The organism is Aneurinibacillus aneurinilyticus ATCC 12856 (assembly GCF_000466385.1).
Classification (GTDB): domain Bacteria; phylum Bacillota; class Bacilli; order Aneurinibacillales; family Aneurinibacillaceae; genus Aneurinibacillus; species Aneurinibacillus aneurinilyticus.
Window position 1 is genome coordinate 58,909 of the sequence record NZ_KE952854.1, and the last position, 15,635, is coordinate 74,543.

Consider the following 15,635-nt stretch of genomic DNA (forward strand, 5'->3'; position numbering starts at 1 on the left):
TCTTCCACCTTATGGATAATCAACAGGCGTGTTTGCACATATCAAGTGATCAAATTTAAAAAAGAGCAGTTCCCCGTTTAATACAGGGGAGCTGCTTTTTACATAACCGATGTTATGGTGCTTGTCGATTTATCAAACCAGATGTATATAACAATCAGTGAGAGCTGGATAAAAGCCCTCACTGATTGGAGGTTCACTTTATTGTTAATCCATCGCCTTTGATTTAGCAGTTACCCAATATGTTTCTTATCAATAAGAGCAAAAATATTGCCCTCACAAACAGGACATCCTTGATTTTTTAATTCTTCAATTGTGAAAAACTCTCCCTCAACACCAACAATAATTGATTCACTACACAGTTTACACTGGTAGGTACGTAACGTTCGCTTGACCTCACCAGTGTACAGCATATCCTCAAAAGTGGCGGTAATATCAGGCGATGTCAATTCCGTCGTCTTAAGAACGATCATCTGTCCTCTATTTCCGATCATCTGTGCCCCTTCATATTCGTTAAAATGCGAAATAATTTCTCTTATGGATAAACCCATACCTACAAACTCACGTTGCAATGCTAATGTGAAATCAGGCGATTTATGTGCAAACGACAAGAAAATCGGCAATCCCTTTTCTTTTTTCAGCGCGCTTATTCCACGAGAAATGAACAATGACATCCCTTGCAATGTATAAGGCGGGTCTGTAAAAAAGCAATCATATTGTCCGCATAACTTCTTGGGAAGAGGTTGTCGTAAATCTATGTTGTGGCACGTAATCGGTAGCTGTTCCTTCCTTGCAATATCACGAATGTATTGCAGAAATCGCTCATCAATATCAATAACACTAATCATTGCCCTTTGATTCCGCGTATTCGGAAACAGCCGTTTAAGGAGAAAGCCAAGTGACACACTCACCAAGTCGTCATCACCAACGCACAAGATTTGCTTTCCGATGAGCGCATGCTCCCGCAAGCAAAGGAGCGCCCGACGCAAGCTAGTCTCCGGTGTGCACTTCGATTGATCGATTTGCACATTAACTTGCGGACGCATGTGAAGCAATTCAGTGAGTATCGATAAAATATCCGCTAGTTCTGTTCTCCAATCCGTTTTATTAGCCATAAGCTTCCCATATAAGGTTCTATCTAATCCGCCATACCCTAACTCATTTTCGATATAGGCAATCCCTTTACGGGTACAATGCACCCCTCGGTCCTGCGTTAAAACACCTGTCTTGATGAGTTCCTTCTTGATTGCAGTAGCAACCGGAACAGGTAGAAGTATTTTTCGTGCCAGCTCTTTTGTTGAAATACCACGCCTTATATAACACTCTACTAAAAGCTGCTCAATTATCCGGGAACCTTCTTGAAGCTGTACATTTGTATATGTTTCTTCTATATAATTTTTCATGGTAGTCCTCTCTTATTATCGATATTTTTAGCGTTCCATTTATCCCAAACAAAAAGGGCAAAAAATGAACATATAGTCCATCTTCTGCCCTTATAAAGGAAATTGACTACAAAATAGCTTCTCATGAGGAAACAAGTACATAACATAAAGTACTTGCTATCAACATTACTCACGAAAAAAAATAAAACTGTGCATAAGAGCACAGCTGGTTGCAGTCAATCACATATAACGGATGGCTGTTGTGTTCTTAACTAGTCTTGGTTCATTCATTTAAACCCATGACAAATAAACCACTAAAAAGCGGATTTTTATCAAAGCTACAACATGAACCATATAAAATTAATTAGTTAAGAACAAATACCGACATCAAGACAACCCCTATTTTTAAGATTAGCCTAATTATAATTTGAAAATATTAGAAAAGCAAGTCGGATGGATAAAAAATTTATTACGCAGCACAGCAAGCCGCAAAATACTTCCCATCTATAAAGTAATCAGGAAGTTTCTCTAGCGCAAATCGCTGATTTTTTTCACCTCATCGGCTGAAATGGATCGCTGCCAGGAACACACGAAACACCGAACAGTGCTATCATGATGTTAATCCAGTTTCCAATCTTCTGAAGCACTGGATCAATACATGTGTGTAATTTATCCTATAACATTCTGAATAAATCTTTCTAAATTTGTTACATCTGTAATATTTTTGTTACACTCATAACTATTAATACACATGTAGTTACCTACGGCTTTATAATAATCAGGTGAAGACTTGGCAGGTCTTGATTTGGATATCGCCGAAACTAAAGCAACCTCCCCATACCCATTGCATAGCGAGCATATATCTTTCTTATTTGTAGGGGTATATTTAGCTTCGACCCCAATGATTTCCTCCTGTAGGTTATACACAATGAAAAGTTTGTTTGTAGAAATATCTATCCAGCCAAGATAGGTTAAATAATGGTAATCTATCATTGACAAATCAGGGATTTTTAGCTTTTTATTCTTGGGAAATCGTTTCTTTATCTGTTTTTCCGTCACTTGCGGAAATTCCACCAAGTAAGGTACTAAAGAACTTAGATACTCCTGAAACTCTTCTGTTATATTTAATCACGCCTGTTGATTATCCATAAGGGGGAAGAAAGAAGGTGCACGCGTCGGCGTGTTCCCTCGTCTTTCTCACGAGGAAGAGACACGGCCGCTTTGTGGCGCCAGGGCCGGACCGGCAAAACATCTGGGCCTCTCGGTGTGGGAGACGAACCGACGCACGTTTGGGCACGGTGTGGTGACGATTCACTCTGGATCATACTGGATAGTCAACAAGTGTTGTATATAATAGCCTGATTGTAGAGTAGAGTAAATACATAAGGGAGGTACTTGTATGGAAAGGCTATTAAATGACCTGCAAACGACAAACTATAGTGAATTGTTTTCTGCATTATGTAGAGTCAAAGTTGCTGTACACGCTCTAGAGGAGGAAAAAGCTATCCAGCTTGTCGATGCTGTGATGCAAAGAATACAGGATTTATCGCTTGAAGATAATAAATATGGTCAAATTGTCGAAAGTGCACATACCGTGTTGTTGGAATTCTCCAAAGTGGATCAAAAATGCGCTAGTTGGCTCTATGAAAAAGTATTGTCAATCATCGAACAAACAGACTGGAACAAGGAAACGGATAGCAAACAAACGTATTTATTAGTAGCAGCATTCTGCAACAAAAAAGGCGATGTTGGTCAATATCTGCCACAGGCTTTGCTTCATTATCACAATCGCCTTAACCAACTCATCGAAACCTTGATAACGTATGGGAATAAACCGTTAGTTGTATTACCTGCGGATTCCGCCCGTCCTAACGGTACACTGGGAGAGTTAGTCGTGAATTTGCTGCACTGTTACTTTTATCATTCTTCATTCTCTCAGACCGAAGCTTCCCCCCCTATCCACCTTATTCTAAAAATTATGCGAGAATATCCTGAATCCTGTAATAACATTACTGTACACTTATTAGCTGCCCATACTGAGGGCGAGAGAGAAATTGCCGAATTAATCCAATTTTTTATTACGTCTAAACACAAGCGCGACGGAGTGTATTATAATCTCGCTTTAGATTTTCTGGGAACCTCGGATTTTGCAGCTTTCCGTAATCAAGCACAGGCAATCTTTACCCACTTAATGCCTTACATCCCAGCCTGGACAAATGAGCAATTTGAAGAGTTTGTCCAAACATTTATTTTTTATGCTATAGCGGAGGATGAAAGAGTCGGGGCATTTATGAAGTCTTTAGTAAGAAGAAAAGTATTAGAAACGCTAGTTGCCCAAAAGCGCATCACCGAATATGCAGGCAAGCTGGATGCACTATTAAAAGAAGTAAATCAACAGCTTATCACAAAGGCAAGCAGCAAGAACAAGCAACAAATCATTCCCAAGGATTCACTTATCTTTCGCGATTTTAACTTTAAGCTACTGGTCATTGAAGAATTAATGTACAACAAGAATATTTTAAAGCCAAGATTTGATCTATACGAATTTGCTAGAGACTATACTGACCGAGAAATTATTATTGAAGAGGAAGGATACGATATACTGCCGGAAGCAAAAAAGTATTTTGAAGAGTTAGTTATTACAAAAGAACATGTACAGCATGTCGAAGATTTGATTGCTGATGGCGGACTGGACGTTTATATGAATTTGTATCGCTTCTGGGATGGAGAAGATGATACATTCGATGTCAAGGAACTGGAGCACCTTGATTTTATGCCTAATTTGAAAACAATCGATATTTGGAATCTGGACATAGATGATAAAACGAGAAAGCAATTAGAAGCACGTGGTATTAAAGTAACTACAGGATAAGGGTTATATGAACATAGCCGGCCTGGATAGGACCAGGTCGGCTGTAAAAATAATAGTTATATCGCTTTTGATTCAGATTTGGCTCCGCCTTTCTCCTTTATTGTTTCTTTTAGTTTCCCAAGCGCCTGCTGTACTTTCTCTTCCATTGTAGAGTGAATCTGATGAGCAGGAAGGTGTTGTGTTGGCCAAGATAAGGAGCGACTTGCCTTCACCCCTGCTTCCATAAATAAAATTCGCTCCTCCGCACGCGCAAAACCATTTGCTATATTATCTGTATCGAATGAAGTTGCTGCATTTACCCTTGAAAGCAAGAGGATTCTTCTATGCCTTAATTCATCCACCTTTTCTTTGAGCTCCCTTACCTTGTCATGCAGCATGACTGTCTGATTTATAATGGGTTCCTACTCCTCCTTATGTTTTCGTTGATTTTTTTCCCATTCATCTAAGAAATCGACATGATGTGGACTTTGACTATACGTATGGGAGAAATGAGATGTATCCATTATTGAATATCCCGAAGGACGATGCGAATTTCTTCTCTTATAAAGCCATCCCATAAAGAGAAGGATAACGGCCCCCCAGAAGGCAATACATAGAAGACTATCTATAAAATGGAGAGCACCCAACTCCATTGGTCTGTATCCAACTATAAAATAGGCTTGTATTGATGACTTAATAATAGGTAGGAAATACGGAATGAATATCAAAAAAATATGGAGAATTATAAAAAACATCCCCTCCACACGACGCTACAATATGGCGAAAGAGTGACTATTTACAATAAAAAACAACATTCACACAATGGCAACATAACATTCGAAAAGTTGCCACCCTTTCCACACAATTCTCCCTTACTTAATTTGTACAATATGAGTGTAACCCCAGGGGGTAAAGGAGGAATCCTCATGATTCAAAAGCAAGAAAAATATTTGCTCATCGCTTCCGTAACAGTAGCTGTCGTAATGTTTATTTCTCTTGTAAGCCGACTGTTCCGGTAAGAAGGAGGGAAGAATAGTTGTTTACTTATAATGCTGTACTATACAGCCGAATACTGACAGAAGTAACACTCGCATTTCACATCCTGTTTGCAACAATCGGGGTCGGAGTTCCCCTACTGATCGCTCTCGCCCAATGGATCGGTATCAAGAGAAACGATCCGCACTATATTTTATTGGCACGCCGCTGGACCCGAGGATTTGTTATTACCGTTGCGGTCGGAGTCGTAACCGGAACCGCCATTGGCCTGCAGCTTAGCCTGCTATGGCCAAACTTCATGGAACTGGCGGGTCAGGTTATCAGTTTGCCTTTGTTCCTTGAAACATTCGCTTTCTTTTTTGAAGCGATTTTCCTTGGAATTTACCTGTATACGTGGGATCGCTTCAAAAATCAAATGAAACATTTTCTTCTACTAATTCCGGTCGTTATTGGCTCGTCTGCGTCTGCGCTTTTCATTACGATTGTTAATGCGTTTATGAATACGCCACAAGGCTTCGAACTAAAGGATGGGGTCATCGTTAGCATTCAGCCACTGGTTGCTATGTTTAATCCGGCCATGCCGACCAAAGTAGGGCACGTGCTTGCTTCCGCGTATATGACATCGGCATTCGTTCTGGCATCCATCGCCGCTTACCGCATCCTTCGCGGCAGCAAACATGTCTACCATAAGAAAGCGCTGCATATTACGCTCGTCCCGGCACTAGTCTTCTCGTTGGCAACGGCTATCATCGGCGACTTCTCCGGGAAATTCCTTGCTGAATACCAGCCAGAAAAACTGGCTGCTGCCGAATGGCATTTTGAAACATCAGAAAAGGCGCCGCTTGTTCTGTTCGGTTCGCTGGATGAAAATAACAAGGTCAAAAACGGTATCACTATACCGTATGCTTTAAGCATTCTAGCCCACAATAATCCGAACGCCGAAGTCGTCGGATTGAATGAATTTCCGGCAGACGAGTTGCCGCCACTGTATATTCACTATTTTTTCGACTTAATGGTCACCATCGGTGTTCTGTTAACCGTTGTCGCGTTCATCTATCTCATCCTGCATAAACGCAGGAAATCAACTCCTTACCGCAAGTCTCTACTCGTAACCATTGTACTATCCGGTCCTCTCGCGCTGCTGGCGATTGAACTCGGATGGATTTTCGCGGAAGTGGGACGACAGCCGTGGATACTGCGCGGCTATATGAAGACATCAACAGGAGCGACAACAGCCGACTATGTGGATATTTTGCTCATTTGTTTTATTGCTCTCTACGCTTTGCTTGCTATTGTAAGTACGATCGTGCTGCGTAAAATGTTTAAAAATAACCCTGTAGAACAGGAATTTGAACAAATGAACAGCGCGCAGGAGGTAAACAACCTATGACACTTGAACTTGTAGGCATTTCCGTACTGTGGTTGTTTCTATTCGGCTACGTTATTATCGGCTCGATTGATTTTGGTGCAGGATTTTTTAGCACATACAGCGATTGGGCCGGTAAAAAACATTTGATACACAAAATCATTCAGCGATACTTATCGCCCGTCTGGGAGGTAACGAATGTATTCCTTGTCTTTTTCTTCGTAGGAATTGTCGGGTTCTTCCCGAAAACCGCCTACTATTATGGAACGGCTCTGCTCGTTCCGGCCAGCATCTCCATTATTCTGCTGGCCATCCGCGGCTCATATTACGCCTTTGGTACATATGGAGTCAAAGATAATAAATGGTATGCATTTTTTTATGGGATGACAGGTATATTCATTCCTGCCTCATTTACGACCGTACTGACGATATCTGAAGGTGGGTTCATTGATATTCAGGATAACCGCATCACCCTGTTATATGGGGAATTGTTGCGCAGTCCATATTCATGGGGCGTTGTACTGCTTGCCATTGTGAGCGTATTATTCATCTCGGCAAGCTTCCTGACATATTACGCACATGCGGCCGGTGATGAGAAAGCTACCCGCCTGCTCCGAATGTACTCATTATTATGGAGCTTTCCTTCTATCCTGGCAGCTTTTGCTGTGATGTTTACTCTTAAAGGACACAATCCGGTTCATTTCAGCAAGATGCTGGATATCGGATGGGTATTCGTGCTATCCGCTCTGTTTTTTGCCGGAGCCGTCTACTTGATTTATAAGAAAAGTCAATATGGAACAGCCTTTGTACTGGTGGTACTGCAATACGGCTTTGCCTTTTTCGGGTACGGTTTCTCTCATTATCCGTATTTGCTATATCCGCATCTGACCATTTACGACGGATTTACAAACCCGACAATGGCCATTGCGCTTATTATCGCCTTTATCGCCGGTTTATTGCTGCTGCTACCTTCCCTTTATTTGCTTATGCGTCTGTTTCTATTTAACAAAAAATATGTGAAAGGCGAAATCTAAGGAGGAATTTATCATGGAACAATTTTTAATTACGTACGCGCCTATTCTCGTCGTAGCAGCCTCAATAATCGGAGTATTCGTCTGGGGAGCCAAAGGAAAGTTCCTGGAGAATCTGGAGTAGTTTTCTTCATTGTAAAAATATAAGCAGGATGCCTTTCTCACGAAGGGCATCCTGTTATCATTTGCCTTTTCCTGTCTTCCTATCTATAAAAAAACTGCCGGGACATCCCGACAGCACGACTCTTCTGTAAATGAGCCATTCTTCTTATGCTATGTCATACCCTTGCTCTTCAATCGCTTCCTTAATGGAGTCAAGGGATAATTTGCTTTCATCATATTCTACTTGTACCGTCTTTTCAGCAAGGTTTACTTTTCCGGCAGCCCCAATTTCTTCGAGTGCGCCTTCTACCGCTTTAACACAATGATTGCATGACATGCCCTCAACTTTTAACGTTACGTTTTGCATACATATACCCCTCATTTCATTAGTTTATTCATTGTCTTCAACAATTCATCAATCACATCGTGATCGCCTTCTTGAATACGTTCAATCACACAACTTTTCATATGACCTTCGAGCAATAAGCGCCCGACTGAGTTCAAGGCGGACTGCACTGCCGCAATTTGATTCAGAATATCGTCACAGTACACATCTTTTTCTACCATGCCTTTAATTCCTCGAATTTGCCCCTCAATCCGGTTGAGTCGAGTGGTAAGATTATTTTTCATTTTATCAGAGTGATGACTCGTTCGCTCACACCCTTGCTGGGCTTTATCACCACCTCCGGATTGTTCTTCAATCCCCGGTTCCATCATTTCACCTCCTTGCCAGCCTTTCGCGCTCTTTATCCCGGTCCAACGGGCCGTAAGATTTCGATAAGTAAAACTAACCATCAGCAGAGGATGAAAAAAACTGCTGACAGAAGATTTGCTTTATAGCTTCACCCGCTGCAAACGTAGCGCATTCAGTACAACGGACACCGAGCTTAGCGCCATTGCTGCTCCGGCTACCCACGGTGCTAGAAATCCCGCAGCAGCAATCGGAATGCCGAGCGAATTGTACGCCAGAGCCCAGAACAGGTTTTGCTTAATGTTCGCCATTGTTCGATGGCTCATATATATAGCATCAGCAATACTATTCAAATCTCCGCGCATGAGTGTAATATCTCCGGCCTCCATCGCTACATCCGTACCGGTACCCATAGCGATACCAATATTCGCCACAGCTAGCGCCGGAGCATCATTAATCCCGTCTCCAGCCATAGCGACCTTTCTCCCGTCGCTCTGTAGCTTCTTAACCTCTTCTGCTTTTCCTTCAGGTAATACTTCGGCAAGAACATGCTCAATCCCTACTTCGGACGCAATCGCTTCTGCTGTGCGCCTGTTATCCCCGGTAATCATAATGACTTCAATATTCATCTGCTTCAGACGTGCGATCGCTTCTTTAGATGTCTCTTTAATCGTATCAGCCACCGCCACAATCCCGGCATAGCGGCCATCAATCGCAACCAGCATAGCCGTTTTTCCTTTGCTCTCTAATTCATCCATCTGTGTAAAAGCGTGTGCTGCATTGATGCTATATTGTTCCATCAATCTGCGGGTTCCGATAAGGACTTGTTTTTCTTCAACAACCGCCCGAATGCCGTATCCCGGAATCGCCTCGAACGTATCCGATGCAGGAATCAAAATTTCTTTTTCTTGAATGCCGATAACAATCGCTTCCGCCAGCGGGTGCTCGGAATTCTTCTCGGCGCTGCCCACCAGACGAAGAAACTCTGCTTCCTCCATTCCTTCTATAATCACATCTGTCAACTCAGGCTTCCCTTTCGTTACCGTGCCTGTTTTATCCAGCACAACTGTATCAATTCGATGGGTGGCCTCTAAATGCTCACCACCTTTAAACAAAATGCCAGCTTCAGCTGCACGGCCAGAACCAGCCATAATCGAAGTCGGTGTCGCTAAACCCAGCGCACAAGGGCAAGCAATGACCAGCACAGCGATGAGCTTTTCCAGCGCATTTGCGAAATCGCCCGGAGTCGCCCAAAAATACCAGATAAAAAATACTACCACTGCAATACCGATGACAACCGGTACAAAAATACCTGAAATTTTGTCTGCGATGCGTTGAATGGGCGCTTTCGATCCTTGAGCTTCTTCGACAACTTTGATGATTTGTGCCAAAGCTGTTTCCTTCCCGACTTTGGTCGCCCTCATTTTTAATGCGCCATTTTTATTCAGCGTGGCCCCAAAAACATGCGCCCCCGCCTGTTTCTCTATCGGAATGCTTTCTCCTGTCAGCATGGATTCATCTACGGAGGAATGCCCTTCGATAATTTCCCCATCAACCGGTATTTTCTCCCCGGGTCGTACAACAATCGTATCGCCCACCACTACTTCTTCTACCGGAATCATCATCTCTTCTCCATCCCGAATCACAAGAGCCATCTTTGCCTGGAGTCCCATAAGCGTTTTTATCGCTTCAGAAGTCCGGCCCTTGGCTAACGCTTCAAATAATTTTCCTAACAAAATAAGCGTAATGAGCACTGCGCCCGTTTCATAATACATCTCTACCATGTGATGGGAAGAACCGAGCGACTTGAGCGTCAGATACAGGCTGTAAAAGTATGCTGCCGATGTCCCGAGCGCAACAAGCACATCCATGTTGGCACTCTTGTTTCGTAGCGCTTTATAGGCACCAATATAAAATTGACCACCGATAATAAACTGGACGGGCGTTGCGAGTATTAGTTGAAACCACGGGTTTACGAATAAATCCGGCACCCATATCCACGATGTAAAAGAAAAATGTCCAACCATCGACCATAGCAGCGGCAACGAAAGAATCGCTGCTACGATGAACTTTTGTTTTTGTCGCTTGATTTCTTTTTGACGATGATCCGTGTTCCTTGATGCCTGTTCGCCCTTTGCGCTTGCCCCATATCCAAGCTTCTCTACTTTGTGAATCATATCATCAGCCGATACTTCTGATGGATTGTACTCTACATGAGCAGTCTCTAAAGCGAAGTTTACGCTGGCCGATGCCACACCCGGCATTTTGCTTAATCCCTTCTCGATACGGTTTGCACATGCCGCACATGTCATACCTGTCAGTTGAAAATCAATCTGCTCTTTCACCGTGCTGTATCCTAATTTTTCAATCCGTTCTTCCATCTGCGCAGAGGATACTTTATCCGGTTCGTACGTAACTGTCGCTTTTTCTAATGCAAAATTTACGTTCGCCTCTGTTACACCCTCTAGTTTGCTTAACCCTTTCTCGATGCGGTTTGCACATGCTGCACACGTCATTCCGCTAATTCGAAGAATGGTCTGTTTCGTATCAGACACTTTCACCGCCTCCAACACTATATCTTATTTAGTATAGAAATCGCTTGACGTAGTAACAAAAGTTCAGGTAATTGGAAGAAGGAGAGCAGGAAAAAAGAAAAGATTGGATGCGCCCCGCGCTCCGGCAGAAGAAAAGCCAACGTGTTTTTTTCCGACCGCTCCCGCCCTTCCTTCATTTCTTGCCTCCCGCCCCAAAAATGTGTCATATACAATGCAGACGTATATAGAATACCTCCGTATTGTATATGGCATTCTCAAAAAAACCTTGAGTTACTTTACTTCTTTCTTCTTTGCAAATCGTTCCTCTATCTAAATACTATACCCCCCTATTGTATTAGTCAATAAAATTTTTTATTAATTAAATAAAAAAGGACGCTTTTCAGCATCCTTTTTCATTTGGCTTATTTAAGTACATCGTGATCAACGTATCTTGCTCCATTCAATTCGCTAATAATATTAATAGCTACCTTCGCACCATCGCCTGCCGTAATAATCGTGTGCACGCTTACCCCTGCGCACGTGCCTGCAGCCCAGATTCCATCTACATTTGTTTTTCCATCCTGATCTGCATCCAGTATCGTTTTGATTCGAGGCTCTGTTCCAGGCTTTGTTTTTACACCCGCTTTTTCGGCCAAGTCAACGAACAGTCCGGTGGCAAAAACAACATGTTTGGCTTCAAATTCGCCATTGTCGGTTTCGATGCGAAAGCCCGAGTCTGTTTTTTGAATATCTGTCGCCTTTCCCTGAACCAATTCTGCCCCGAATTTTTCAGCCTGCTTTTTTCCTATATCTACAAGGGCTGGACCTGTAATTTCCATGACACCATAATGGTTTTCAATCCACGCTTTTTTTGTAATGCTTTGATCACTGTCCAACAAAAGGGTTTTCTTTCCAGCTTTCGCAGAAAAAAGAGCAGCACTTGCACCTGACGGACCGGCTCCTATAATGGCAATGTCATACATAAGTAAAGGCCCTCCTTATTTATAATTATTACTCATTTATTATTATAACAAAAAGGGCCATAAAAACACTAAAAATCTGTTCATTCATCAATAAAAGTAAACTTGGATTCGTGTACCCGTACACTCAGCACAAGTCCAATCGCCATCATATTAATCAAAAGCGAACTACCGCCATAGCTAATAAACGGTAACGAAATTCCGGTTAACGGCATAATCCCTACATGCATAGCGATGTTTTCGAAAATCTGCAGCACGAGCATTGCGATTACACCAGCAATAATGTATACGCCAGACAGCTCCCTACAATCCAGAGCGATATTAACCATGCGATAGATTAATAAAAAATAAAGCAGCAGCAGAATCATCGAGCCTAATAATCCGAACTCTTCTCCGATTACCACATAAATCGAATCGGAATAAGCATACGGGATGAAGCCGCTCTGAACGTACGTTCCGTTAGTAAAGCCATGCCCAAGCAACTTTCCTGAACCAATCGCAGTTTGAGAATTAAGTACATGCCATCCACTATCCGGGTCACTTGTCGGATCAAGAAATGTTTGAATACGCTGAAGCTGATGACCTTTGATCACCTTTGAAAAAATATCGAAATTAACAAAATACAGACTGATAAGCGACACAACAATACTAATAAAAGCGCCGCCACCTAGTATTACATGTAAAAACCGTACATTCCCCACCCAAAGCATACCAGCACCGATACAAAGAAATACGATGGACGTGCCTAAGTCCGGCTGCTTCAATACAAGCAAGAAAGGAATAAGCGTCATGATACCGACTGTTCCAACATCCCGCAGTAACTCTAAAGGTTCTCCATTTTTCTTTGCTAGCACCTTCGCTATGGCAAGGATTAGAAAGAGCTTAAACAGCTCAGAAGGCTGGAACTTCATCGTCCCAAAGCCTACCCAACGTTTTGAGCCGTTAAGTGTCTCTCCAAAAAGCAAAACAGAAACAAGAAGTACCACACCTATGCCATATAAAAGGTACGAATAATTGTTTGTGTACGTTCGATAGTCACTAACAGCAATAATGACCATCAGAACAAAAAAAACAATGAACATAACGATATTATTTATATGTAATCCGACATAATGTGTATTTTTCGTTGCACTATAAATAGCAGCAGTGCTAATGAAAAACAGGCAAATAATGAGTGCCAATATAGGAATGTCGAGTCTTTTAAGCTTTTTAACCATACATACACAACCTTATATTTTATATAGGAAAAATACACGAACGTTGTCGGTCTTTTTCCCTCATCTCATGAATAATGCCACTTTCCAAGCCATAAAAAAACCTCCCTGTAACAGAGAGGATTGCTTGTTATATCAAGCTCATTCTTCTGACGTTCGTAGGTCAAATACGCATGCTTACATCCACCCATTCCAGCAACGAATAGCAATAGGAAACAAAGCAAGGTAAATGAGAAGAACGCGATTCTCCCTCTGCATAGAATCTTTATGTAAACTGTACGTTCGACAACTAGAACTATCATCCATGCAAGCGTTCCCCTCCTTTACAATATGAAAAACCCTCCGGTTCTCCTGGAGGGTTAAATGAATACACAAAAAACATTCCGTTCCCCTCCTAGTCGAGTTTTAGCACTATACACCGTAAAGAGAAATCTTCTCTTAGCCACATTAAGAAAAGCCTTAATCCGACAATTCCTGTTCTACCCATAGGCATCTTTCGATATTTCTGGGCAGTGGCCTATGTTTGTATAGGAGCCTCACCTAACGAGGATTTATTCGATACAGAACCCATCCTACTTCTGTTACGCAAGCTTGTCAATAGCCTATCGCTTAAAAAAGAATATTTATACTTGCTTGATTTTTTGTTGCATAAAAAATAGAATTATGAAGATGGCAATTAGGATTCGTTCTCATAGCTCGAACTAAAAAACAATAAAGGAAGTTATGATGGAAATTAAGAGTTTCTTTCGCGAACAAGGTGTCAGACGTGTGGTTATACTGTTGTTTCTTTGTCTTGTCCTGTATAGCATGAAAAGTATGCTCAATATCATCCTATTAACCTTTTTGATTACCTTTTTAATGAATAGCTTATACAGCTATGCAGTACAAAAATTAAACAAGCTATTCCCAGTAAATCAAAAAGTTGTTCTGTTATTTTTATATGTAATTTTGGTTTTGATTCTTGTTATCGGGATATATAAAGCACTCCCGACCATTGTTCATCAAATTACACAATTGACTAATTTAACAAAAAGTGTATACGATGAACAACAAGATCATGAACTTTTCCAGTATGTTGTTTCTCTTTTAGGTGATGTAAATATTGAAGGTTATGTAAAACAGAGTTTGGATTTCGTGCTTAAAATTAGCAATTGGGGTTTAAACATGTTACTGGCGCTAATTTTGAGTTTGTTTTTCCTGCTGGAAAAAACAAAGGTCACCCAGTTTACTGCCAAATTCAAAACGAGTAAGCTTGCATGGTTCTTTGACGAAATCGAATTCTTCGGCAAGAAGTTTGTTCATACTTTCGGAAAAGTGATTGAAGCACAATTTCTAATAGCACTCACAAACTGTATTCTATCAACAATCATGCTGTGGATTATGGGCTTTCCTCAGCTGTTCGGACTGGCACTCATGATTTTCGTGCTTGGGCTCATCCCGGTCGCAGGGGTTATTATTTCCTTGATTCCATTATGTGCCATTGCTTTCAGCATCGGCGGGTTTATGAAGGTTATTTATGTACTTGTGATGGTTATCGTGCTCCACTCATTGGAAGCCTATTTACTTAACCCTAAATTGATGGCATCGAAAACCAATTTGCCAATGTTCTATACCTTCATTGTTTTGATTTTTTCCGAACACTTTTTTGGTGTATGGGGGCTTATCGTAGGAATCCCTACCTTCGTGTTCTTACTTGATATTTTAGACGTAAAACGAACATAGAAGAATTCTTCTGTTACGAAATATTCTTTAAGTAGAGGTACAATTTAATTATGAAACTTTCTCAAACAGATGCATTGTTATTTCAAGATATTAACCAATTGGTTCCTTTCTATCCTTCCCTTGGCCTTCTAATGAAAGGCTTCTCCTTATACGGAGAATATATTCTTTATTTGAGCATTTTCTTGTACTGGTTTACCGGTGTTAGAAAAAACCGGTATATGGTTATGCAAGCCTTACTATCTGCTTGCATAGCGTTAGGGATTAGCAGGATTATCGGCCATTTCTTTTACCGTCCACGTCCTTTTGTCACACATGATATCGTGCAGCTTATCCCTCATAGTGCCAATGCCTCTTTTCCTAGCGACCATGCCACAGGGGCGTTTGTCATTGCCGTTTCCTTCTGGCTGTTCCATAAAAAAGTGGGCTGGGCCTGGTTAACCTTGGCTCTTGGCATTGCATTTTCCCGCGTTTGGGTAGGTGTACATTATCCAGGTGATGTATTGGCAGGCATTACACTTGGTGCGTTCACCGCAATTAGCATCCATTACTTGCTACCAAAAATAAAGTATGCTTATCAGGCAATGAATGGCGTTATTTCTTTGGCTAATAAGGTCGAGAGCAGCCTCCTGACAAAAAATAATAAAGACAAATCCGCCTAAATAAAAGCATAAACACACAAGGGGCTTCCCATATTGTCGGAAGCCTCTTTTTTATTTTACATATCTCTTATCACACCTGTTGATTATCCATAAGGGGGAAGAAAGAAGGT

General features: G+C 41.6%; 14 protein-coding genes, 1 pseudogene and 1 riboswitch. Of the genes and pseudogenes, 6 read left to right on the forward strand and 9 right to left on the reverse strand.

Going from position 1 to position 15,635, the window contains the following annotated elements; translation table 11 throughout:
* Positions 1–230: 230 nt before the first annotated feature.
* Together HMPREF0083_RS19035 and HMPREF0083_RS19040 are read right to left on the reverse strand one after the other, a co-directional pair.
* Positions 231–1,400 carry a bis-aminopropyl spermidine synthase family protein gene (locus HMPREF0083_RS19035; RefSeq protein ID WP_021623305.1) on the reverse strand — a complete coding sequence of 390 codons (1,170 nt, stop codon included), beginning with the start codon at positions 1,398–1,400 and terminating at the stop codon, positions 231–233.
* A gap of 648 nt (positions 1,401–2,048) precedes the next feature.
* Positions 2,049–2,504: pseudogene (locus tag HMPREF0083_RS19040) on the reverse strand (FusB/FusC family EF-G-binding protein); the annotation flags it as partial.
* A gap of 274 nt (positions 2,505–2,778) precedes the next feature.
* On the opposite strand from HMPREF0083_RS19040, the gene HMPREF0083_RS26565 reads away from it, so the two are divergent.
* The gene (locus HMPREF0083_RS26565) at positions 2,779–4,251 is read left to right on the forward strand and encodes a DUF6892 domain-containing protein (protein ID WP_021623309.1); all 1,473 of its coding nucleotides are present in this window, start codon (positions 2,779–2,781) and stop codon (positions 4,249–4,251) included.
* 56 nt (positions 4,252–4,307) lie between these two features.
* Here HMPREF0083_RS26565 and HMPREF0083_RS19050 read toward each other — a convergent pair whose 3' ends face one another.
* Positions 4,308–4,592, reverse strand: a complete 285-nt coding sequence (locus HMPREF0083_RS19050) for a hypothetical protein (protein WP_148316021.1) — start codon at positions 4,590–4,592, stop codon at positions 4,308–4,310.
* A 674-nt stretch (positions 4,593–5,266) separates the two neighbouring features.
* Here HMPREF0083_RS19050 and HMPREF0083_RS19060 point away from each other — a divergent pair.
* From HMPREF0083_RS19060 to cydS, 3 genes are read left to right on the forward strand one after another with little or no spacing between them, the layout of a single operon-like run.
* A complete protein-coding gene (locus tag HMPREF0083_RS19060) occupies positions 5,267–6,616 on the forward strand; it encodes a cytochrome ubiquinol oxidase subunit I (RefSeq protein ID WP_021623313.1) in 1,350 nt (449 codons plus the stop codon).
* A complete protein-coding gene (locus tag HMPREF0083_RS19065; RefSeq protein WP_021623314.1) occupies positions 6,613–7,626 on the forward strand; it encodes a cytochrome d ubiquinol oxidase subunit II in 1,014 nt (337 codons plus the stop codon). Before HMPREF0083_RS19060 ends, HMPREF0083_RS19065 begins: the two co-directional genes overlap by 4 nt.
* Positions 7,627–7,639: 13 nt before the next feature.
* The gene (gene cydS, locus HMPREF0083_RS30210) at positions 7,640–7,747 is read left to right on the forward strand and encodes a cytochrome bd oxidase small subunit CydS family protein (RefSeq protein ID WP_370950734.1); all 108 of its coding nucleotides are present in this window, start codon (positions 7,640–7,642) and stop codon (positions 7,745–7,747) included.
* Between the two features lie 144 nt (positions 7,748–7,891).
* Here the strand turns inward: cydS and copZ are convergent, their stop codons facing one another.
* The 6 genes from copZ to rodA form a co-directional block, all read right to left on the reverse strand.
* A complete protein-coding gene (copZ, locus tag HMPREF0083_RS19070) occupies positions 7,892–8,092 on the reverse strand; it encodes a copper chaperone CopZ (protein WP_040303859.1) in 201 nt (66 codons plus the stop codon).
* Between the two features lie 11 nt (positions 8,093–8,103).
* A complete protein-coding gene (locus HMPREF0083_RS19075) occupies positions 8,104–8,439 on the reverse strand; it encodes a metal-sensitive transcriptional regulator (protein WP_040303861.1) in 336 nt (111 codons plus the stop codon).
* Positions 8,440–8,559: 120 nt separating this feature from the next.
* The gene (locus HMPREF0083_RS19080; protein ID WP_209421088.1) at positions 8,560–10,971 is read right to left on the reverse strand and encodes a heavy metal translocating P-type ATPase; all 2,412 of its coding nucleotides are present in this window, start codon (positions 10,969–10,971) and stop codon (positions 8,560–8,562) included.
* A gap of 17 nt (positions 10,972–10,988) precedes the next feature.
* Positions 10,989–11,147, reverse strand: a complete 159-nt coding sequence (locus HMPREF0083_RS28255) for a hypothetical protein (RefSeq protein WP_155847242.1) — start codon at positions 11,145–11,147, stop codon at positions 10,989–10,991.
* Positions 11,148–11,372: 225 nt separating this feature from the next.
* Positions 11,373–11,933 (reverse strand): NAD(P)/FAD-dependent oxidoreductase, encoded by a 561-nt coding sequence (locus HMPREF0083_RS19085; protein ID WP_021623319.1) that lies wholly within the window; start codon positions 11,931–11,933, stop codon positions 11,373–11,375.
* Between the two features lie 80 nt (positions 11,934–12,013).
* The gene (gene rodA / locus HMPREF0083_RS19090; protein ID WP_021623320.1) at positions 12,014–13,147 is read right to left on the reverse strand and encodes a rod shape-determining protein RodA; all 1,134 of its coding nucleotides are present in this window, start codon (positions 13,145–13,147) and stop codon (positions 12,014–12,016) included.
* 381 nt (positions 13,148–13,528) lie between these two features.
* Positions 13,529–13,699, reverse strand: a riboswitch (M-box (ykoK) riboswitch).
* A gap of 171 nt (positions 13,700–13,870) precedes the next feature.
* Here rodA and HMPREF0083_RS19100 point away from each other — a divergent pair.
* Positions 13,871–14,866, forward strand: coding sequence for an AI-2E family transporter (locus HMPREF0083_RS19100; RefSeq protein WP_051354721.1), 996 nt, complete (start codon positions 13,871–13,873; stop codon positions 14,864–14,866).
* A gap of 50 nt (positions 14,867–14,916) precedes the next feature.
* Entirely contained in the window at positions 14,917–15,525 is a 609-nt protein-coding gene (locus tag HMPREF0083_RS19105; RefSeq protein ID WP_021623323.1) for an undecaprenyl-diphosphatase, read from the forward strand.
* Positions 15,526–15,635 lie beyond the last annotated feature (110 nt).

Bases quoted from the DNA above. Each gene is read 5' to 3' on its own strand.
- HMPREF0083_RS19035 (WP_021623305.1), bottom strand. From the start codon at position 1,400: ATGAAAAATTATATAGAAGAAACATATACAAATGTACAGCTTCAAGAA.
- HMPREF0083_RS28255 (WP_155847242.1), bottom strand. From the start codon at position 11,147: ATGAAGGAAGGGCGGGAGCGGTCGGAAAAAAACACGTTGGCTTTTCTT.
- copZ (WP_040303859.1), bottom strand. From the start codon at position 8,092: ATGCAAAACGTAACGTTAAAAGTTGAGGGCATGTCATGCAATCATTGT.
- HMPREF0083_RS19065 (WP_021623314.1), top strand. From the start codon at position 6,613: ATGACACTTGAACTTGTAGGCATTTCCGTACTGTGGTTGTTTCTATTC.
- rodA (WP_021623320.1), bottom strand. From the start codon at position 13,147: ATGGTTAAAAAGCTTAAAAGACTCGACATTCCTATATTGGCACTCATT.
- HMPREF0083_RS19075 (WP_040303861.1), bottom strand. From the start codon at position 8,439: ATGGAACCGGGGATTGAAGAACAATCCGGAGGTGGTGATAAAGCCCAG.
- HMPREF0083_RS19105 (WP_021623323.1), top strand. From the start codon at position 14,917: ATGAAACTTTCTCAAACAGATGCATTGTTATTTCAAGATATTAACCAA.
- HMPREF0083_RS26565 (WP_021623309.1), top strand. From the start codon at position 2,779: ATGGAAAGGCTATTAAATGACCTGCAAACGACAAACTATAGTGAATTG.
- HMPREF0083_RS19085 (WP_021623319.1), bottom strand. From the start codon at position 11,933: ATGTATGACATTGCCATTATAGGAGCCGGTCCGTCAGGTGCAAGTGCT.
- HMPREF0083_RS19100 (WP_051354721.1), top strand. From the start codon at position 13,871: ATGGAAATTAAGAGTTTCTTTCGCGAACAAGGTGTCAGACGTGTGGTT.
- cydS (WP_370950734.1), top strand. From the start codon at position 7,640: ATGGAACAATTTTTAATTACGTACGCGCCTATTCTCGTCGTAGCAGCC.